The organism is Microtetraspora sp. NBRC 13810, assembly GCF_030268685.1.
In the GTDB taxonomy this organism is placed as follows: domain Bacteria; phylum Actinomycetota; class Actinomycetes; order Streptosporangiales; family Streptosporangiaceae; genus BSRQ01.
In genome coordinates this window covers 116,771-135,358 of record NZ_BSRQ01000001.1, presented here as the reverse complement: position 1 = coordinate 135,358, position 18,588 = coordinate 116,771, and the positions used below count along the sequence as shown (strand labels likewise).

18 protein-coding genes, 1 tRNA gene and 2 riboswitches are annotated in these 18,588 nt (G+C 73.5%); of the genes, 5 read left to right on the top strand and 14 right to left on the bottom strand.

Going from position 1 to position 18,588, the window contains the following annotated elements:
- Positions 1 to 44 precede the first annotated feature (44 nt).
- Positions 45 to 1,457 carry a type VII secretion protein EccB gene (gene eccB, locus QSK26_RS00630; RefSeq protein WP_285772922.1) on the bottom strand — a complete coding sequence of 471 codons (1,413 nt, stop codon included), beginning with the start codon at positions 1,455 to 1,457 and terminating at the stop codon, positions 45 to 47.
- A gap of 172 nt (positions 1,458 to 1,629) precedes the next feature.
- On the opposite strand from eccB, the gene QSK26_RS00625 reads away from it, so the two are divergent.
- Positions 1,630 to 2,520 carry a toxin glutamine deamidase domain-containing protein gene (locus QSK26_RS00625; RefSeq protein ID WP_285772921.1) on the top strand — a complete coding sequence of 297 codons (891 nt, stop codon included), beginning with the start codon at positions 1,630 to 1,632 and terminating at the stop codon, positions 2,518 to 2,520.
- Positions 2,517 to 2,786 carry an SUKH-4 family immunity protein gene (locus QSK26_RS00620; RefSeq protein ID WP_285772920.1) on the top strand — a complete coding sequence of 90 codons (270 nt, stop codon included), beginning with the start codon at positions 2,517 to 2,519 and terminating at the stop codon, positions 2,784 to 2,786. Before QSK26_RS00625 ends, QSK26_RS00620 begins: the two co-directional genes overlap by 4 nt.
- A 42-nt stretch (positions 2,787 to 2,828) precedes the next feature.
- On the opposite strand, the gene QSK26_RS00615 is transcribed toward QSK26_RS00620, so the two are convergent.
- The 7 genes from QSK26_RS00615 to bcp form a co-directional block, all read right to left on the bottom strand.
- Positions 2,829 to 5,336, bottom strand: a complete 2,508-nt coding sequence (locus QSK26_RS00615) for an ABC transporter permease (RefSeq protein WP_285772919.1) — start codon at positions 5,334 to 5,336, stop codon at positions 2,829 to 2,831.
- A gap of 1 nt (position 5,337) precedes the next feature.
- Entirely contained in the window at positions 5,338 to 6,090 is a 753-nt protein-coding gene (locus QSK26_RS00610) for an ABC transporter ATP-binding protein (RefSeq protein WP_285772918.1), read from the bottom strand.
- A gap of 145 nt (positions 6,091 to 6,235) precedes the next feature.
- Positions 6,236 to 6,916 carry a response regulator transcription factor gene (locus QSK26_RS00605; RefSeq protein WP_285772917.1) on the bottom strand — a complete coding sequence of 227 codons (681 nt, stop codon included), beginning with the start codon at positions 6,914 to 6,916 and terminating at the stop codon, positions 6,236 to 6,238.
- Entirely contained in the window at positions 6,913 to 7,896 is a 984-nt protein-coding gene (locus QSK26_RS00600; protein ID WP_285772916.1) for a sensor histidine kinase, read from the bottom strand. The genes QSK26_RS00605 and QSK26_RS00600 overlap by 4 nt, the downstream gene beginning before the upstream one ends.
- A 522-nt stretch (positions 7,897 to 8,418) precedes the next feature.
- Positions 8,419 to 8,727 carry a hypothetical protein gene (locus tag QSK26_RS00595; protein WP_285772915.1) on the bottom strand — a complete coding sequence of 103 codons (309 nt, stop codon included), beginning with the start codon at positions 8,725 to 8,727 and terminating at the stop codon, positions 8,419 to 8,421.
- A 179-nt stretch (positions 8,728 to 8,906) separates the two neighbouring features.
- Positions 8,907 to 8,982 (bottom strand) — tRNA-Leu (locus QSK26_RS00590).
- 171 nt (positions 8,983 to 9,153) lie between these two features.
- Complete coding sequence (bcp, locus tag QSK26_RS00585) at positions 9,154 to 9,636, bottom strand: thioredoxin-dependent thiol peroxidase (protein WP_285772914.1); 483 nt, start codon at positions 9,634 to 9,636, stop codon at positions 9,154 to 9,156.
- Between the two features lie 126 nt (positions 9,637 to 9,762).
- Between bcp and QSK26_RS00580 the strand changes: the two genes are divergently transcribed.
- The 3 genes from QSK26_RS00580 to QSK26_RS00570 all read left to right on the top strand — a co-directional run bounded on the left by QSK26_RS00580 (position 9,763) and on the right by QSK26_RS00570 (position 11,548).
- Positions 9,763 to 10,122, top strand: a complete 360-nt coding sequence (locus QSK26_RS00580; RefSeq protein ID WP_285772913.1) for a DUF3618 domain-containing protein — start codon at positions 9,763 to 9,765, stop codon at positions 10,120 to 10,122.
- A gap of 101 nt (positions 10,123 to 10,223) precedes the next feature.
- On the top strand, positions 10,224 to 10,715 hold the full coding sequence (locus QSK26_RS00575; protein WP_285772912.1) for a hypothetical protein: 492 nt from the start codon (positions 10,224 to 10,226) through the stop codon (positions 10,713 to 10,715).
- A 209-nt stretch (positions 10,716 to 10,924) separates the two neighbouring features.
- Entirely contained in the window at positions 10,925 to 11,548 is a 624-nt protein-coding gene (locus tag QSK26_RS00570) for a DUF6286 domain-containing protein (protein WP_285772911.1), read from the top strand.
- Between the two features lie 191 nt (positions 11,549 to 11,739).
- Here QSK26_RS00570 and QSK26_RS00565 read toward each other — a convergent pair whose 3' ends face one another.
- The 6 genes from QSK26_RS00565 to QSK26_RS00540 all read right to left on the bottom strand — a co-directional run bounded on the left by QSK26_RS00565 (position 11,740) and on the right by QSK26_RS00540 (position 18,553).
- Complete coding sequence (locus QSK26_RS00565) at positions 11,740 to 13,635, bottom strand: glycosyltransferase family protein (RefSeq protein WP_285772910.1); 1,896 nt, start codon at positions 13,633 to 13,635, stop codon at positions 11,740 to 11,742.
- A gap of 156 nt (positions 13,636 to 13,791) precedes the next feature.
- Positions 13,792 to 15,168: an L-serine ammonia-lyase gene (locus QSK26_RS00560; protein ID WP_285772909.1), complete on the bottom strand. Its 1,377-nt coding sequence runs from the start codon at positions 15,166 to 15,168 to the stop codon at positions 13,792 to 13,794.
- A gap of 58 nt (positions 15,169 to 15,226) precedes the next feature.
- Positions 15,227 to 15,616: a glycine cleavage system protein GcvH gene (gene gcvH / locus QSK26_RS00555; protein ID WP_285772908.1), complete on the bottom strand. Its 390-nt coding sequence runs from the start codon at positions 15,614 to 15,616 to the stop codon at positions 15,227 to 15,229.
- Positions 15,613 to 16,707, bottom strand: coding sequence for a glycine cleavage system aminomethyltransferase GcvT (gcvT, locus tag QSK26_RS00550; protein ID WP_285772907.1), 1,095 nt, complete (start codon positions 16,705 to 16,707; stop codon positions 15,613 to 15,615). The genes gcvH and gcvT overlap by 4 nt, the downstream gene beginning before the upstream one ends.
- Before the next feature lie 32 nt (positions 16,708 to 16,739).
- A riboswitch (glycine riboswitch) is annotated at positions 16,740 to 16,836 on the bottom strand.
- Positions 16,837 to 16,934, bottom strand: a riboswitch (glycine riboswitch).
- Between the two features lie 18 nt (positions 16,935 to 16,952).
- Entirely contained in the window at positions 16,953 to 17,174 is a 222-nt protein-coding gene (locus QSK26_RS00545) for a hypothetical protein (protein ID WP_285772906.1), read from the bottom strand.
- 83 nt (positions 17,175 to 17,257) lie between these two features.
- Positions 17,258 to 18,553: a hypothetical protein gene (locus QSK26_RS00540; protein ID WP_285772905.1), complete on the bottom strand. Its 1,296-nt coding sequence runs from the start codon at positions 18,551 to 18,553 to the stop codon at positions 17,258 to 17,260.
- Between the last annotated feature and the right edge of the window lie 35 nt (positions 18,554 to 18,588).

The window sequence follows — 18,588 nt, the reverse complement described above, 5'->3', positions numbered from 1 at the left end:
TCCCGCAGGCAAAACGTGATCGTGATAGGTGTGTCCCCCACGGGTCATCGGGTGACCTGGAGGGGGGAGCGGGCGACCGCCGGGTCGAGGGCCGGTCCCTCGGGGATCAGCCGCAGGATGTTCGGCGGCAGCGGGGCGACCTGGGAGGTGTCGTAGCCCAGCTTGCCGAGGATGTCGGGAGAGGGCAGGGCATAACGCCGGCCCTGCTCGCTGACGAGGTAGTAGTTGCTGATCGAGCCGACCTGACCCTCCGCGGGCAGCAGACCGGCCATCGCCGCGCCGCCCGGCGGGAACACCACCTGGTCGAAGTGCTCGGGGTCGCCGCCCGCCTTCGGCTCGGGGATCGTCATCGTGCTCCCCACGGTCAGCCGCGCCCGCATCGACCCCTTGGCGGTGTCCGCGTAGACCGCGCACAGGGGTGCGGCGGCCGGCGAGGAGACCATCCGCGGCATCGTGGCGGGCAGGCCGCCGCCCGAGATCGTCTGGCGTGAGGGGGAGGCGTTCGCGGTGGCGGCGTCGATCGTGACCGGCAGCACCGGGCTCTTGCCGTACGCCTTCTTGGTGGCCGGGTCCTCCAGGAGCAACCGGGCCTGGGTGAGCGTGATCGGGGCGAGGCCGTCGGAGAGCATCACGTACCAGCGGGCGGGGGCGCCGGCCACCTCCGGCACCGTGAAGACCTGGCCGACCGTGACGGCCCCCCTGCCGCCGGAACCGCCGATCTTCTTGCCGCGGTCCGGCACCGGCGGGCCGGTGAAGTCCCTGCCCTCGGGGATCGAGTTGAGCCAGGCGGCAGGCACCTTCCTGGGCTGGGCGTTCAGCATGCGCACGCCGTCGGCGGTCACCCGCATGCGGGTGTCCGCCCAGAGCAGCCAGGTCTGCCGGCCGTCGTCCACCACCATCCCGTCGCCGCCGACCGGCGTGCCGCCCACCGGCGTCCCGCCCACCAGCGTCACGTACGGCTTGCGCCCGCCGGCGCCGTCGGGACCCTCGGTCACGCATACCGACCACGGCCCGCGCACCAGCTTGTTCCCGGCCGGCAGCGAGTCCGGCGCGCCGGCGATGCCGACGACCGGGCCGCGGGCGTACTTCTCCAGCGACGCGGACGTCACGTCGAGCGTCTTGATGTCGGCGCTGTCCAGCAGCAGCCGGGCGGAGACGTAGTTGGCCACCGGCAGCAGCCTGTTCTGCTGCTGGCTGTAGACGTACGTCGCGCCGGTCTCCGTCTCGACGATCAGCTGGCCGGCATCTGTGATCTTGGTGGCGTTGCCCGGTTTGATCAGTCCCCAGATGCCGAAGCCGGCGAGTATCAGCACGGCGACCAGGGCCCCGGCGAACATGCCGACGTTGTGCCGTCGCATCGGCGACTCCGGCACGTCGGGCTCGCCCTGGAGCAGGGCCATGCCCAGGCGCTGCTGCATCAGCCGGTGCGCCTGGTAGAGGTCCTTCTGGGTCTGCATCCCACCTCTTCCGGTAAAGCTGAGGATCAGCATATTCGCCACATACGTCACAGGGGGCGTCAGTGCGGACATCTCGCGTTCGGTAACTCTGTGCATATGCGGACGATCCGGCGAAGTTCCCTCCGGCCTGCGCCGACGCGCCTACCATCGGCCTTCAGGCCGGTCGCCCGGCGTGGCGAAGGAGGGATGCAGGCTGTTCCGCGATCCGCTTCCAACGGGGAGGAAGGCGCCGTGGACGCTCCCCGAGGGGCGCTACAACCCGGTTGTCACCGCCGACGGCCGCCGCTGGCGCGACTACGAGGACGCCGCCGAAGCGGTGGCCCCCGCGCCGCCCGCCCTCGTCCCCGAACTCGTCCCCGAACCCGTTGCCGAACCCGTCCCCGCTGTCGCCTCCGCCTCCGAGGGGGAACCGGCCGAGGGCGGCGGGCAGGACTGGTTCGACCGTGCGGACCGTCCGCCGCCGCTGGAGGAGGCCAGGCCGTACGGCGTCCCGGGCGGGCTGGCCAGGCCCGACCCGCAGACCCAGCAGGACATCCGGGGCGCGGTCCCGCTGTGCGCCTCGGGGCGGCCCAGGAGGTTCCCCGACCCGCGCGGCACGTGGATCCGGATGATCAACGCCGAGGGGCCGGTGGAGGACCCGTTCCGCGCCACCAACGCGATGGACTGCGCGCTGGCGGTGGTCTCCACCTGGCACGGCGAGCCCGCGGTGGCCGCGCCCAGGCAGCCCGAGTACGACCGGGCGGGCCGGCCGGTGCTCTCCGGCGAGGAGAAGGGGGTGGCCAGGGCCGAGCACTGGCTCGGGCACTCCTTCGGTTACGTCGGGCAGGGCCGCCGGGCCTACGCCCAGGTCGCCCAGCGGCTGCTGGCGGGCGGCCACGGTTCGGCGGCCGTGCTGGTCACCCGGTGGCCGGGCGGCGGCGCGCACGCGTGGAACGCGGTCAACTCCTGCGGCGAGGTGATCTGGATCGACGCCCAGCGCGGGCACATGGCGGTGGAGCCGCAGTACGAGGCGGTGACCGGGGTGTTCTGCGTGGTGATCGACAGGGAGGGACGGGGCCGGTGAAACTGGAACAGGCGCGGGCGGTCGCGGAGGAGTACTTCAACGGGGTACGCCCGCTCGACGAACCCGTCCAGGTCATGCTTTATGGCTTCAAAGGTGGTTATGTCGCCTGGGGTAAGGAGGACGAACCGGACGACCCCGGCGTCCTGCCGGAGACCGCCGGCGGCGGTTGCGTCGTGATCGACTCCACCACCGGCGAGATCGTGATCCGCCCCCTGCTGAACCCGGAGACCGTGGCCGACCAGTGGCCTGGCCGCCACCCCCGCTGACCCCGCGGCCTCCGCTGACCTGTGCGCAGGGGGCGGCCTTCGTCAGTCGGCGGCCAGCGAGCCGACGATCGGGGCGCGGGCCGCCCGCCGCGCCGGGAGCAGCGCGGCCAGCACGCCCGCCAGGCCGGAGAGCACCACGAAGAGCAGCAGGTCGGAGTACGGCACCCGGAAGACCGCCCTGGCCGGCATCGACTGCACGCACGCCCAGCCGAACAGCACGCCGAGCACCACCCCCACCAGCGCCCCGATCAGCCCCAGCACCAGCGCCTCGACGGTCAGCAACTGCCGGAGCTGGCCCCTGGTCAGGCCCAGCGCCCGGAGCAGCGCGGACTCCCGGGTCCGCTCGTGCACCGACAGGGACATCGTGTTCGCGATGCCCAGCAGCGAGATGAGGATCGCCAGGCCCAGCAGGGCCGTCACGACCAGGAGCAGCATGTCCAGCGAGTCGTCCAGCGCGCCCCTGGACTCCGTCTGGCTCGCGACCAGCACGGTCGGGTAGGGCTGGGCCGCCGCCTCCACCGCCCTGCGGGCCGTCGCGGCCGGCACGCCCTCCGCGATGTCCGCGGTGACCTGGGTGTCGTCGGTCGCGCCGAAGTAGTCGTCGTAGGCCGCCGGGGCCACGGTCACCGCCGGCAGCACGGAGAACGCCGGGTCGAAGGTCGCCACCACGGTCAGCGGCACCGTGCCCGCCCGGCCGGTGGCGAGTTCGATCCGGCCGCCCAGCCGCACGCCGAGCCGTTCCGCCGTGGCGTCGGACACCGCCGCCGTGCCGGGCGTGAGCCGGTCGAGCGAGCCCGAGGTGACCGCCGTCTTCAGCGGTCCCACGAAGGCGCCGACCTGGTGGGGCCTTCCGCCGACGTCGGCCTGCGTGGCGCGCAGCTCGACCACGGAGGTCAGCTCCGGGCGCTGCCGCAGGGCCGCGGCGACCTCGCGCGGCACCCCGGCCTCCGCGCCCTGCGCGACGACCACGTAGTCCACCGGGAACCGCTGGTCGAGCTGGTTCGCCACGGTGGCCCGGACGCTCGCCGTGAACACCGACATCAGCGTCATCAGCGTGACCCCGATGGTCAGCGCGATCGTCGTGGTGGCCGACCGCGCCGGGTTGCGGCCCGCGTTGTCCACCGCCAGCCGGCCCGGCACCCGGAAGATCCGGGCCGGCAGCCAGCCGGTGAAGGCGGTCAGCGGCCGGACGATCACCGGTCCGAGGACCAGCACGCCCAGGAAGACCACCGCGCAGCCGGCGGCCGCGACGAAGAGCGCGAACTGGTCGCCGGAGTCCTGGGCGGCTCCCCAGCCCGCCACCGCCGCGCCGGCCGCGAGGAGGACGCCGGCGCTCACCAGCCGGAGCGCGCCCGCCCGGAACGTCCGCTCCGCCATCTGGCCGCGCAGCGCCGTCACCGGCGGCACCCGCGTCGCGGCCCTGGCCGGCAGCAGCGCCGCGCACACGGTCACGACCAGGCCGATGCCGAGTCCGGCGGCGATCGTGCGCGGGGTCAGCGCGACGGCGCCGGTGGGCAGGCCGATCGACGTGGTGGACAGCACGGCGACCGCGCCGCCGCCCAGGCCCAGCCCGGCCAGCAGGCCGAGCGCCGAGGAGACGAGCCCGACCACCGCCGACTCCAGCACGACCGAGCCGAACACCTGCCCCTTTGTCGCCCCGATGCAGCGCAGCAGCGCCATCTCCCTGGACCGCTGGGCGATGAGGATGGTGAACGTGTTGTAGATGACCAGCGCCGCCACCATCATCGCCACCAGCCCGAAGAGCAGCAGCCCGGCGGTCAGGAAGCCGGTGTTCGCGCCGTTGGCGGTAGCGAGCCGGTCCGCGAACCGCCGGCCGGTCAGCACCTCGTGGCCGGGGGCCACCGCCGCGGCCACCGAGTCGCGCAGCCGTTCGGGGCCGACGCCCTCGGCGGCGAGCACGTCGACCTCGCGGAAGCCCTTCCTGCCCGTCATCGTGGTGGCGGTCGCCGTGGTGAAGCCGACCCCGCCGTAGAACGACAGCTCCTGGTCCACGCCCGGGTCGAACAGGCCCACCACGGTGAAGCGGTGCGGTCTGCGGTCCGGGTCCAGCACGGTGATCGTGTCGCCCACGCCGAAGCCGCGGGTCTCGGCGGTGTCCTCGTCCAGCACGGCTTCGCCCGCCGTACGGGGGGACTTGCCGGAGGTGATCGTGGTGCGGTCGAGCGGGCCCTCCGGGATCGAGATGCCGTACGTGGGCCAGTCGCCCACCGCCTTGCCGTCCCTGCCGATCAGCGGCGCGGGACCCCGGACGAGCCCCTCGGCCGCCGCCACGCCGGGCACCTCGCGGACCGCGGCGAGCGTCTCGGCGGACACGCTGGACGGCTCGTCCGCGCCGTCGCCCTTCGGCGGGAGCACCGCGACGTCGATGGTGTCGGCGGCGGCGCCGAACGTGCGGGAGAACCCCGCCTGGATAGTGTCGGTGAGCACGAACGTGCCCGCGATGAAGCCCACGCCGAGCGTGATCGCCAGCGAGGTGAGCAGCAGGCGCAGCCGGTGCGCGCGCAGCCCGGCCAGAGTCGTGCGGAGCACCTCAGCCCTCCAGCTTCAGCAGCAGGTCCAGCACGGACTGCGGGGTGGGCCGGTCCAGCTCGGTGACCAGCGACCCGTCACGCAGGAACACCACCCGGTCGGCGTAGGAGGCGGCCACCGGGTCGTGCGTGACCATCACGATCGTCTGGCCCAGCTCCCGTACGGACGTGCGCAGGAACGACAGCACCTCCGCGCCGCTGCGCGAGTCGAGGTTCCCCGTCGGCTCGTCCGCGAAGATCACCTGTGGTTTGTTGATCAGCGCGCGGGCCACCGCCACCCGCTGCTGCTGGCCGCCGGACAGCTCGGCCGGCCGATGCCGTAGCCGGTCGGCGAGGCCGACGGTCCTGACCACCCGGTCGAAGAGCACCTGGTCGGCCTGGCGTCCGGCGATCTCCAGAGGCAGCCGGATGTTCTGCTCGGCGGTCAGCGTGGGCAGCAGGTTGAACGCCTGGAAGACGAACCCGATCCGCTCCCGGCGCAGCATCGTGAGCTGCCTGTCGGTCAGGCCGGTGAGCTCGACGTCGCCGACGCGCACGGTGCCGCCGGAGACGGTGTCCAGACCGGCGAGGCAGTGCATCAGCGTGGACTTGCCGGACCCGGAGGGACCCATGATCGCGGTGAAGGCCCCGGTGGCGAAGCCCACGTCGACCCCGCGCAGGGCGTGCACGGCCGCGTCGCCCCGGCCGTAGATCTTGGTGAGCCTCTCGGCCACCACGGCGGGCGGCGCCGCCGCGCCGGTGTCGGTCAGGGTCACGTCTTCGCTCCTCACAGCGTCGTCGGATGGCCTGACAAACGCTATGGCCGGCGAAACCGGGGTTCCTGGGCCCTGGGAACGGACTCCTCGTGCGGCTGCGAGCGTAGGCGGGAGGGGGTGGTGCGACCGGAGGGGGAACCCGCGCTCAGCCTTTCGGCCGATCCCGTGGCCCGGGGCCGGGCGTCACCAGTCCAGACTCGTACGCGTGGACCACCACCTGGGCGCGGTCGCGCAGCCCCAGCTTGGCCAGCACCCTGCCCAGATGGGTCTTCACCGTGGCCTCCGCCAGGCGGAGCCGCCCGGCGATCTCGGCGTTGGACAGCCCGCGCGCCACCAGTACCACCACCTCGCGCTCCCTGGCGGTGAGCACGCCGTCGCCGGACGGGCCGGCCGCGGCCTCGGGCAGCTGCGCGGCGAAGCGTTCGAGGAGGCGGCGGGTCGTGCTCGGGGCCACGACGGAGTCGCCGTTGTGCACCGAGCGGATCGCGCTGACCAGGTCGGACGGCGCCACGTCCTTGAGCAGGAACCCCGACGCGCCGGCCTGCAACGCGGTGAAGGCGTAGTCGTCGAGGTCGAACGTCGTCAAGATGAGCACCCTGGGGGCGCCCGGCCGGGCACGGATCAGCCGGGTGGCCTCGACGCCGTCCAGGCGCGGCATCCTGATGTCCATCAGCACGACGTCCACGGCGACCTCGGCCAGGGTCTCGACCGCGGTTTCCCCGTCGGCGGCCTCGGCCACGATCTCGATGTCCGGCTGGGCGCCGAGCACCATGCGGAAACCCGCCCGGAGCAACTCCTGATCGTCGACCAGCATGACGCGAATCACCCGGAACATCCTGCCGGACCGTCGCCGCCGCCGGGCCGCGGCCTCCGCGACACCGGCAGCCGCACCGCCACCTCGAACCCGCCCTCGGCCCGCGGCCCGGCGCGCATGCCGCCGCCGTACATCGCGACCCGCTCCCGCACGCCCACCAGGCCGCGCCCCGGCTCTTCGCCGTCCCTGCCGTCCCGCGCCGTGGCGCCCCGCCCGTCATCGGTCACCCGCAGCGCGACCTCACGCGGGCCGTACGCCAGCTCCACGGTCGCCCGGGCCGCCGGGCCGCCGTGCTTGGCGACGTTGGCCAGCGCCTCCTGCACGATCCGGTAGACGGCGAGCTGCTCGCCGTCGGTGAGGCCGTCGGGTGAACCGGTGATCCGCCACTCCACCGGGGGCCCGGCGGTCCGTGCCGTCAGCCGTTCGAGCTCGGCGAGGCCGGGCTGCGGCGCGTAATCCTCGCCGGCCGGCTCCGCGGCATCCGGCCTGAGCACCGCGACGAGCCGGCGCATCTCGGCCAGCGCCTGCCGCCCGGTCGCCGAGATGGCCTGTACGGCGCGCCTGGCCTGTTCCGGATCGCTGTCCAGCGCGTAGCCGGCGCCGTCGGCCTGGACGATGATCACGCTGACGTCGTGCGCGATGACGTCGTGCAGCTCGCGCGCGATCTTGGCGCGCTCGGCCGCCGCGCCGATCCTGGCCCGCTGGTCGCGCTCGCGCTCGGCGAGCCCTTCCAGGTGGCGGCGGGCGGTGCTGCGGACGCCGCCGCCCCAGACGGCGACCCAGACGGTGACCCAGACGGTGACCCAGACGGCGACGACCAGCGCCGCGCACCCGGCGAGGGTGCCGAACCGGGCGCCGGCGTCCTGGCCGGAGAGCTGGAGTGTCACGTGGACGAGCACGGTGAGCAGGCAGAGCGCGGCGAAGGGCGCCATCCGGGAAAGCCCGGTGGCGAGGGGAGGGCGCCCGTTCCGGGCGCGCGGTCTGCCAGACACCTTTCCACGATACGTAGCCGCTGATCAGTCGCCCTTCCCCCTGGAGGCGGAGTTCGGCGTACGACTCAGGTCGCAGGTGATGGGCGGCTTACGCCCCCCTTACGCCTCTATGGACATCCTTGTGATTGGGAGCGCCCTACGGGGCAGTAAAGGGAGATCTGTGATGGCGGATCACAACGAAGCTGGGTCGCGCGGTGAAGAGGACGCACCGCGCGGCCCGCAGGCCGGGAGCGACGCCGGCCTTCGTTGCGGACGTGGGCCGCGCCGCATCGCCCGGCCCGGACCTCGTTCCGGGCAGGCCGGCGTACGGCACATCGCGACTCCCCGGTCAGTCCCCTGATCACTCCCGGGCCGCCTCGCCCACGGCGGCTCACGGGATGCCCGCCGCTGCGGCGCCCGCTCCTGGCACGGGCGGTGCGGGCACCCGGACCGGCACCCCAGCGGGCGGCTGATCCACCGGGCCCTGCGGCCAGGCGGCCCGGCACGAGCGGCCCCCGGCTGGGGTGCGTCCCCCTTCCCGCGCTACGCCGTCGCCGTGGCGCGCCGATCCGGGAGACAGATGACCCGGCGCCAGGCGTCCTCGGCGAGCATCAGGCCCAAGGCACCGGCACGGGCCGTCACGAACCCGGGCCTGTCGCCGGCGACGGTGAGTGCGCCCGGCCCCCGGCCGCCGGGCGGGACGAGCACCCCGAGACCGGTGGACCGCGCGGGACGGGCGAGGCGGACGGCGACGGCGGCGCCGTCGGCGGAAGTCGGGGTGACGGCGGCAGCCGTGACCGGGGTGACGCGGACGGCGTGCACGGCCGGGGCGGCGTCGGTGTCGTGACCCACGGTGCGAGTCCACGAAGTCGCCGGTCGAGTTTCCCGGCGACTTTAACCCCACAAATCACACTTAAAAGGACATCGCATCACAATAGGGATTTTTTACCGATATCCCGACGGTTAAAACCTGGCCGCATCCCCGGAGGCGCCCGCCCGCCACAGCGGCGGGCGGGATGAGGTGAGAACACTGGTGAGGTCGGCGGGATTCGAACCCGCACTGGACGGCACCTAAAGCCGTTGCCTCTGCCGTTGGGCTACGACCCCTGTCGTTCCCGAATCGGAACGCTACCGATCTTACCTTGTGTCCAACCGTCCGGCACCCGGCCGCCGGTGGCCTCGGCCCCAGGTCGTCGAAGGCCCTTTTAGCGGCTTTCCGGGCGGGCGCGCCCCGGGCCGGAGGTGTTTCCGCCGGGGCCATGCCGTGCACGACGCTTTCTAGGAAAGGCCGAGCTTCTTCTTCAGCGAGGCGACGTGGCCGGTGGCCTTCACGTTGTAGAGGGCCAGATCGACCTTGCCGTCGGCGTCGATGACGAACGTCGAGCGGATCACGCCGACGACGGTCTTGCCGTACATCGTCTTCTCCCCGTACACCGCGTACGCCCGGTGCACCGCGAGATCCTCGTCGGACAGCAGCGGGAAGGTCAGCCCGTCGTGCTCGGCGAACTTCGCCAGCTTGGCGGGCTTGTCCTTGGAGACGCCCAGCACCACGTAGCCCTCGGCGGTCAGCCGGCCGAGATTGTCGCGGAAGTCACATGCCTGCTTGGTGCAGCCAGGGGTCATCGCGGCGGGGTAGAAGTAGAGGATGACCCGCTTGCCACGGTGGTCCGCGAGGGAGACGGTGCCGCCGTCGGCGGTGGGAAGGGAGAATTCCGGTGCGGGATCGCCGTGTTCGAGTCTGGTCACGGTGGTGTCGGCCACGAGTCCTCCTTGAAGGGGCCTGCCGGGAAGGTGTTTCCCGGATCAACTTACCGGCCCGCCCAGCGTGCCGGGTGGTGCCGTCACCTGACAGACTGATCGATGTCAAGGGGCGACGAGAGGAGAGGTATGGCGGACACCGACCCCGATGAGCTGGAGCGCCGTATCGAGCGCACCCGCGCGGAGCTCGCCCGTACGGTCGACGCCATCGCCGACCGGGTCAGCCCCAAGCGGGTCGCCCAGCGTGGCGTGGCCAAGGTCAGGGCCAACGCCGAGCAGCTCTGCCTGTCGGTGAGTGAGACGGTGGCCGACGTGGTGGGCGTGGGCGCGCCCAAGCCGGCCGTGTACGACTCCGCGCCCGACGACGCGTGGAACGACGCCGACCGCTTCAGGGACCCGGCGCGCGATCTCGCGCCCGTGCTGATCGGCGTGGGCGCCGTGCTCATGGTGGGCGCCGCCGTCATGCTGTGGCGTCGCCGCCGCCGCTGACAGGTCCCGACATATAGGTATCTGAGTACGGGGCTACTCATGTGCCCGGCTTCCACTCCGCCGAGCATCTCTTGTGGATGCGAAAAAGGAGAGGGAAGCCGATGAAACGCATGCTGCACATCACCGCGGCGCTGGTGGCGACGGGGGCGCTCACCCTGGCCATGGCCCCCACGGCACTGGCCGCGACGTCCGCCGCCCCGGCGGCCGGTACGGCGCTGCGGAGCGCCGCCGACTTCGAGGACACCTGGGGGCGCTACAGCTCCCGTGACGGCGGGCGGGCCCAGGCCCGCGGAGAGCTCGTGCTGGAAGGCGACGAGGAGGCCAACACCCTGGAGGTGTCCGGCCGGCTCAGCGACCGCACCTCCCGCGACCGGCAGTGCGCCCAGGTCGAGTTCCGCGTGGTGCACATCGACGACGACGAGGACGACTGGCGGACGGTCCGGCGCTACCGGGCCTGCGACGGCGACTCCCGCTCGTTCTCCTGGGACAGGGAGGACGTGCTGGCCGCCGCCCTGCGGGTCTGCGAGGTCCGCGAGGACAGCTCGCGCACCCGCAACTGCGACAGGTGGCGGGTGCTCGACCTCGGCTTCTGACGGCCGGCGAGCGGGGTGGGGAGGAGGGGCCTCCACCCCGTCTTCGCCTGCCGGGGAGGGGGTCCGCGGCCCCGGCTGCACCGGGCGGTGGGGCGCGGGGTGGCCGGGGGAGAAGGCAAAGTCTCGTGCGGGGGCGGGTTTGTGAACGTGCAAAGGGGCGGGGCGGTCGCGGGCGGGGCGGGGGAGTTCGTTGTACCCCTGGCCGGGTGATGACTTCTGTGCAGGACGTCACGGCGGGTGCCGCCCCCGGCGCCGCCCCCGACAAGGAATCCCCCGAGGCGATCCGCCGCCGCAACACCCGGGCGCTGCGGCCCGCCCGCACCCCGGCCGGCGTGGCCGTGGCGCTGGTGCTGGCGGTGACGCTGACGGTCACCGCCGCGGAGACCGTGAGCATGGCGTTCGGGGTGAGGCTCGGCTTCGTCCCCTTCGACCGGCTCACCGCCGCCGCCACCGGGCACGCCTGGTCCGAGCCGCTCGTCCTCGGCACGGCGGGCGCGCTCGCCGCGCTCGGGACGGTCCTGCTGCTGGTCGCCCTGCTCCCCGGCAGGACGAGACTGGTCCCGGTGGAGACCAAGGACCCGCTCATCGTCATCGGGTTCACCCGTTCCGGCCTGCGCCGCAGCCTGCGGGCCGTGGCCGAGTCGGTGAACGGGGTGGACCGGGCCCGGGTGCGGATGGCCGGCGGCCAGATCGAGATCCGCGTGGTGACCGAGGCCGAACGCACCGGCGTGGTGCTGCGCCAGGTGGGCGCGGCGGTGGGAGACCGGCTCGCCGCGCTGGGCGCGCTCGGCGGCGGCGAGGTCGTGGTCCGGCTGCGCCGCAAGGGAGCGTGACCGTGCGCCCCTACGTCGGCAACCGGATCGGCCTGGCGGTCACCGGCGCGGCGGCGCTGGCCACCGGCGTCTACGCGCTGCTGCGCGGGTTCGGCCTGCTCGCCGGCCACACGCCGCAGGACCGCCTGCTCACCCGTGCCCACCAGGACTTCTTCGCCGCCCGCCCGTGGCTGGTCTGGGCGGCGGCGCTGCTACTCGCGCTGGCCGCGCTGGCGGCGGTGCGCTGGCTGCTGAACGCCCTGGGCTGGGGGCGGTGCGGGAGCCGTACCGGGGCCGGGATCGCCATGCTGGGGGTTGGGCTTAAAGAAGTCGAAGGACTCAGCAGGGTGCGGGTCCGGGTCGTGGGCGCCGAACGGCTGCGGATGGGGATCGTGTGCCTGCCGGAGACCGACGTCGGCCGGCTGGTCGCCAAACTCGACGGGACCGTGGCCGGGCGGGTGCGCAAGGCGGTCGGAGACGCCGGGCTCGCGGCCGTGATCCGGGTGCACGTCCGGCCGTCCCTGCGCCGCCGCTGACCCCGGCCGCCCGGCACGGAAGGCCGCCGCCCGGGCCTCCGACTCGGCGCGAGCGGCCCATTCCGCCCACATCTCCGCCCCGGGATCCGCCGCGGACCCCACGGCGGGCCACGGCTGGGTGACCTCACCCGCCGCCTGCCGTACCCGGCCGCGCCCTCCGGCGTCCACACCCCGGCCGCCCGCCGCGTGCGCGGGCCGCCGCCCGGCGGGGCGGCGGGCGCGCAGCGGGCCGAAGGCGAGGGCGGCGGCCAGGCAGGCGAACGGTACGGCGGGCACGACGTAACGATGGTCGAACGCGGCGATCAGCGGCGGCAGCACCAGCAGCACCACCGACGACGCCAGCGGCAGCAGCACGTCACCGCCCAGCGACCGGAACCGCGCCAGCAGCCCGCCCAGCCCGATCAGCAGGATGACGCCGAGGAACGGCCCGCGCAGATAACCCTGCTCCTGGTAGGTGCGCAGCCAGTCGTCGTAGGGGGAGACGAGGATCGTCTCGCCGGAACGGCCCTGGTAGGCGGTGGTGAGTTCGGTGGCGCTCCGGCCCGCGGAGGCGACCTCGTCGGAGAAGGACTCGGCGGAGTCGGGGAAGATGTAGGCGCTCTGCGGCCCTTCCACGGGATAGACCCGGCGGGTCCAGTCGAAGATGTGCGCCACGTCCACCAGGCCGGCCTTCAGCCAGTCCATCGGCTGAGCCTCGATCGCCCTCATCGCGAACGACCCGGCCAGCCCGTCACGGTCCGTGCCGGCCAGCGCGGCGGAGTTCAGGGGGGAGTCGCCGCTCCAGATGTACGTGGGCGGGGCCGGGCGCCGGTCGAGCGGCTCGCGGGGGCACAGCGGGGCCTCCTCGACCGGGGGGCGGATCTTCGTGCAGTCGGCGAAGGTCATCGTGCGCGCCCAGAGGAAGGCGTTGCTGCGGGTCAGCCCGAAGGAGCCGTACTCCGCCCTGAACCACGTCGCGTACGCGCCGAGCACCAGCGCGCCGGCCAGCGCCGCCGCCAGCACCTGCCGCCAACCGGCCCGGCGCAGCAGCATGCACACCAGCGCGACGGCGATCAGCGGCAGCCCGATCGTCCTGGTCACCGTGGCCGCGCCCAGCAGCAGCCCGGCCGTCAGCGCCATCCACACCGCCGGCCGTTCCCGCCACATGAGCAGCGTCACGGCGAGGGCGACCAGGAACGTGAACAGCAGATCCGCCATGATCAGGTGTTCGAGCTGCACCTGGTGCACGTCGAACAGCACCGGGACGGTGGCCAGCGAGGCCGCCCAGCCCGGCAGCCGCGTCCTGCGCCTGACCACCAGGTAGACGCACACGGCGATGCCCATCCCCAGCAGGTGCTGCACCACGGCCACGGCCTCGATGGCGGCCAGCGGCCTGAGCAGCCACAGGAACACCGAGTAGCCGGCGGGACGCGACTCCAGCGGCCGGAGGTCGAGCGAGGCGCCCAGGTAGGCGAAGGAGTCGGCCCAGAACCACAGCGCCGGCCGGTAGCCGAGGACGGCCAGCGCCCGCGGCACCGCGCCGGCGGCGAGCACGAGGAGGAACACCCAGTGCGAGCGGAGAAAAGCCCGCACCGCCACCACGCCCTCCTGGCATCACCGGTTCCGTCAAGTCTGGCAAACCATGGTAGACAACACCGCCGGCGTCGCCGAGACAGTCGCCGATACTCCCAGGGAATCGCCATAAAGCCTGGTGGCAGAGGGTGTCCGGCCGTGACCGGACACCTCCGGTCAGCATTCGATGACGTTGACGGCGAGGCCGCCGCGGCTGGTCTCCTTGTACTTGTCGAGCATGTCGCGGCCGGTGTCGCGCATGGTCTTGATGGCGCGGTCGAGGGAGACGAAGTGGCGGCCGTCGCCGTGCAGGGCGATGCGGGCGGCGGTGATGGCCTTGATGGAGGCCACGGCGTTGCGCTCGATGCACGGGATCTGCACGAGGCCGCCGACGGGGTCGCAGGTGAGCCCGAGGTTGTGCTCGATGCCGATCTCCGCGGCGTTCTCGACCTGCTCGGGAGTGCCGCCGAGCACCTCGGTGAGACCGGCGGCGGCCATCGAGCAGGCCGACCCGACCTCGCCCTGGCAGCCGACCTCGGCCCCGGAGATGGAGGCGTTCTCCTTGATCAGCACGCCCATCGCGCCCGCCGTCAGCAGGAAGCGGACCACGCCGTCGTCGTCGGAGCTCGGGATGAACCGGTCGTAGTAGGTGAGGACGGCGGGGATGATGCCGGCGGCGCCGTTCGTCGGGGCGGTGACGACGCGGCCGCCCGCGGCGTTCTCCTCGTTGACGGCGAGGGCGAAGAGGGTGACCCAGTCCATCGCCTGGAGCGGGTCGCTCGCCGGCGACTCGCTGCGCAGCCGCAGGTGCATCTGGTGCGCCCGGCGCTTCACCTTGAGGCCGCCGGGCAGCACGCCCTCGCGGGTGTAGCCGCGGCGCACGCAGTCGGACATGACGCGCCACAGGTCCAGCAGCCCGGCCCGGATCTCCTGCGCCGAGCGGCCGAACGCCTTCTCGTTCTCCAGCATCAGCCCGCTGACGGACAGCCCGGTGGCCGCGCAGTGCGCGAGCAGCTCGGCGCCGGTGGTGAACGGGTACGGCAGGACGGTGTCGTCCGCCTTGATCCGGTCGACGCCGGTCGCGCTCTCGTCCACGACGAAGCCGCCGCCCACCGAGTAGTAGACCTTCTCCCTGAGCGGCTCGCCGGCCTCGTCGAAGGCGGTGAAACGCATCCCGTTGGGATGGTGCGGCAGGGAGATCTTCCGCTCGAAGACGAGGTCCTGGCCGACCACGAACGGGATCTCCCGCATGCCGTACAAGGAGACCGTGCCGGAGGCGCGCATGGCCGCGAGGCGGTCGTCGACGGTGTCCACGTCCACGAGCTCGGGCTTCTCGCCGGACAGGCCGAGCAGGACCGCCTTGTCGCTGCCGTGCCCCTTGCCGGTCAGGCCGAGCGAGCCGTAGAGCACGGCCTCGACCCTGCCCACCTTCTCCAGCAGGCCGTCGTGGTGCAGGCCGCGGGCGAACCTGTGGGCGGCGGCCATCGGGCCGCCGGTGTGCGAACTTGAGGGTCCGATGCCGACCTTGAAGAGGTCGAAGACGCTGATCGCCATCAGAGGGGCCTTTCGGAACGGAGAGCCCGCCGGCACCGTTGCCGACGGGCTGCGCAGGTCAGGACTCGCCTGAGGTGAGCGCGGTGTACTCCTCGGCGGACAGCAGGTCGGCCGGGTCGCCGTCCACGCGCACCTGGAAGATCCACCCATCGCCGTACGGGTCGCTGTTGAGCAGGGACGGGTCGTCCACCACCGCCTGGTTGACCGCGACGACCTCGCCGCCCACCGGGGCGTAGATGTCGCTCACCGACTTGGTGGACTCCACCTCGCCGACCGAGTCACCGGCCGTGACGACCGCGCCCAGGTCGGGCGGCTGCACGAACACGACGTCGCCCAGGGCCTCGGCCGCGTAGTTGGTGATGCCCACGGTCACCGTGGTGCCGTCGTCGAGACCGGCCACCCACTCGTGCTCTTTGGTGTACTGGAGCTCTTCGGGGATGTCGCTCACTTGTTCCTCCTGTAGAACGGCAGTTCAACAACTTCGACGGCTTCGCGCGCGCCCCGGATGTCCACGGCCAGGCCGTCGACGGGGGCGGTGGTGTCGACGTAGGCCATCGCGATCGGCCTGCCCAGCGACTGCGAGGGCGCGCCGCTGGTCACCTCGCCCACCACGGTGCCATCCTCGCGCAACACCACGGGATAGCCGTGCCTGGGCACCCTGCGCCCGGTCGCGGCCAGGCCGGTCAGGCGGCGCTTCGGCGCGACGTCCCTGACCGGTTCGAGCGCGGCCCTGCCCACGAAGTCGCCCGGCTTGTCGAACTTGACCACCCGGCCGAGGCCGGCGTCGAAGGGGGTCAGCTCCCGGGTCAGCTCGTTGCCGTAGAGCGGCATCCCGGCCTCCAGCCGGAGCGTGTCCCGCGCGGACAGCCCGGCCGGGCGCAGGCCGTACGGCTCGCCCGCCTCGCTGAGCGCCCGCCACAGCGCGACCGCCTCCGCGGCAGGCACGAACAGCTCGAAGCCGTCCTCCCCGGTGTAGCCGGTGCGCGCGATCAGCACCTCGTGCCCGTCGACGACCCCGGGCAGCCCCGCGTAGTACTTCAGACCGGGCAGGTCGGCGCCGGTCAGCCCGGACAGGATGTCCTGCGCCCGCGGCCCCTGCACGGCGATCAGCGCGTAGGCGTCCGACCGGTCCTCCACCACGGCGTCGTACGGCTCCGCGCGCTGGGTCAGCTCCCTGGCGACGAGCGGGTAGTTGGAGGCGTTGGCCACGACCATGAAGGTCTCCTCGGCCAGCCGGTAGACGATGAGGTCGTCGAGCACGCCGCCGTCCTCGGCGCAGATCATCGTGTAGCGGGCGCGGCCGGGCGCGAGGGCGCCCAGGTGCCCGACGAGGGCGTGGTCGAGGGCGTCGGCGGCGGCGGGACCGGTGACGAAGATCTCTCCCATGTGCGAGAGGTCGAACAGGCCGGCCGCACCGCGCACGGCGTTGTGCTCGGCCGACTCACTGCCGTAGCGCAGGGGCATCAGCCAGCCCGCGAAGTCGGTCAGTGTCGCGCCGAGACTCTCGTGCACCTCGCGCAGAGGCGTGGGTCGGGACATGTGGGCACCTCAGACAGGGACGGATGTGAGCATCCTCCCCCTCTGTCACGGGTGCCTGAGAGTTTCGCCCGGTTTTTGCCGGACTTTCACCTTCGGCGAGGCCCAATCGGCCTGCTTTCCAGAGGTCACCTCGCCCGAGCGGTCCTTTGCCTTGAGAGGTTCGCGGGGAGGGCTTGCTCCTTCAGGGGTCCTGACCGGTTGCCAGGACGCTCTCCCGCACGGGATCAGCGGTGTTTCGCGCCAGCCTACCAGTGCGACCCGGGAACGGAAGGTACCGGAACCCGGGCGGAGTAGGGCGAAGGGACCGGCCGGGCGGCCACCGGCGCGATGGTGGCCTCCACCGGGAAATGGCCGAAGACGGTCACGTCGCGCAGGATCGCGAAGTCCCGGAAGGTGACCTCGCCGGTGCCCCAGATCCAGTCGGCCCGGCCCCTCGGCCCGGTGCTCTGGTCGCCGTTTCCGGTCACGTCCTGGGCGCTGACGAACCCGGCGTCGCCGAACGCCCGCCGCTCGGCCGGCCAGAACGGCTGGAAGTTGAGGCTGCCGGCGATCAGTGGTCGATGTTCCAGGTGAGCAGTTTGACCTCGCTCCGCACCGGCGGCGGGGCGGCCGGGAGCGGGGTGCTGACCAGCGCGACGACGGGGGCGAGCAGGGCGAGGGCGCAGCCGCCCACCAGGCCCAGCTCGTAGGTGAGCGGCCCGGCCGCCGTGCCGGGCGTCCCGCGCACCCCGGCCACGGCCAGTATGGCGATCCCGGCCAGCGGCCCGACCAGGTCCGGTGCGCTCAGCGCCGGCTCGTGGAAGCCCTGGTAGGGCAGGACGACCGCGAGGAACCCCAGTCCCGCCCCCAGCCCGGCGACGCCCGCCTCGCGCCCGCCGGCCGCGGCGGCGCGGCCGGCGCCCTCCAGGCCGCGGGCGAGCAGCAGGCCGGCCGCGATCTGCGCCGCGGCCACCGCCGCCAGCACGTGCGGGCCGGTGCTGAGCAGGGCGGCGAGCAGCGCCCCCGCGAACAGGATCGCCGCCGCGGTTCCGGCCGCGCGCCCGGCGAGCGTCGCCGTGTGCCGCGCCTCGCCCGCCGCGACCACCGCGAACAGCGCGCCGAGGACCCCGGCGCCGGCCGCGAGCGCGGACGGCACCCCCGCCTGGGACGCGGAGAACGCCGTGCCGGCCAGGAACGGCACCGTGAGGCCGAGGAACGGGCCGATCAGCCAGGCCCGCGACCCCACCGGCCGGGCCGGCGCCGGCTGCCGCAGCGTCCACCAGGTGAGGGCGAGCGCGGCGGCGCACTCCACGGCGACGACCAGCCACGGGCCCCAGCCGGGACGCCAGACCACGTCCCAGGTGCCGAAGAGCGAGCGCACGCCGACGTCCACGCCCATCCCGCACAGCAGCCCCATCGCGGCGGCCCCGCCCTCGGCCCTGCTCACCGTCGCGACCAGCGCGGCGAGCCCCAGGGCGACCGCAGCCAGCCCCAGCGCCACCGGCGGCGCGGCGAACGCCTGCACCGCGAGCCGTACCGTCACCAGCCCCGCGACCAGCGCCACCATCGCCCCGGCCCCGGCCCCGGCCCCGGCCCCGGCCCCGGCCCCTGACCCGGACCCGGCCCCGGCCCCGGCCGCCCACCGGGCCACCCTTGAGCCGCCGAGCAGCCGTGCACGCCCGGCGAGCCGGGCCGCGGACCACAGCAGGAGCGCGGGGGCGGTGAAGACGGCGCCGGCGAGCAGGGCCTCGCAGGCCGGGCCGGGCGCGGAGCCGATCAGCGGGCCGCTCATCCGCAGCAGCTCCAGCACGATGACCGTGAGCACCGCGGTCAGCGGAGACGCGGATACCGGGGGACGAACATGCATGGGATAGACCTCGGGTCCCAACTTCACCAGGAGGA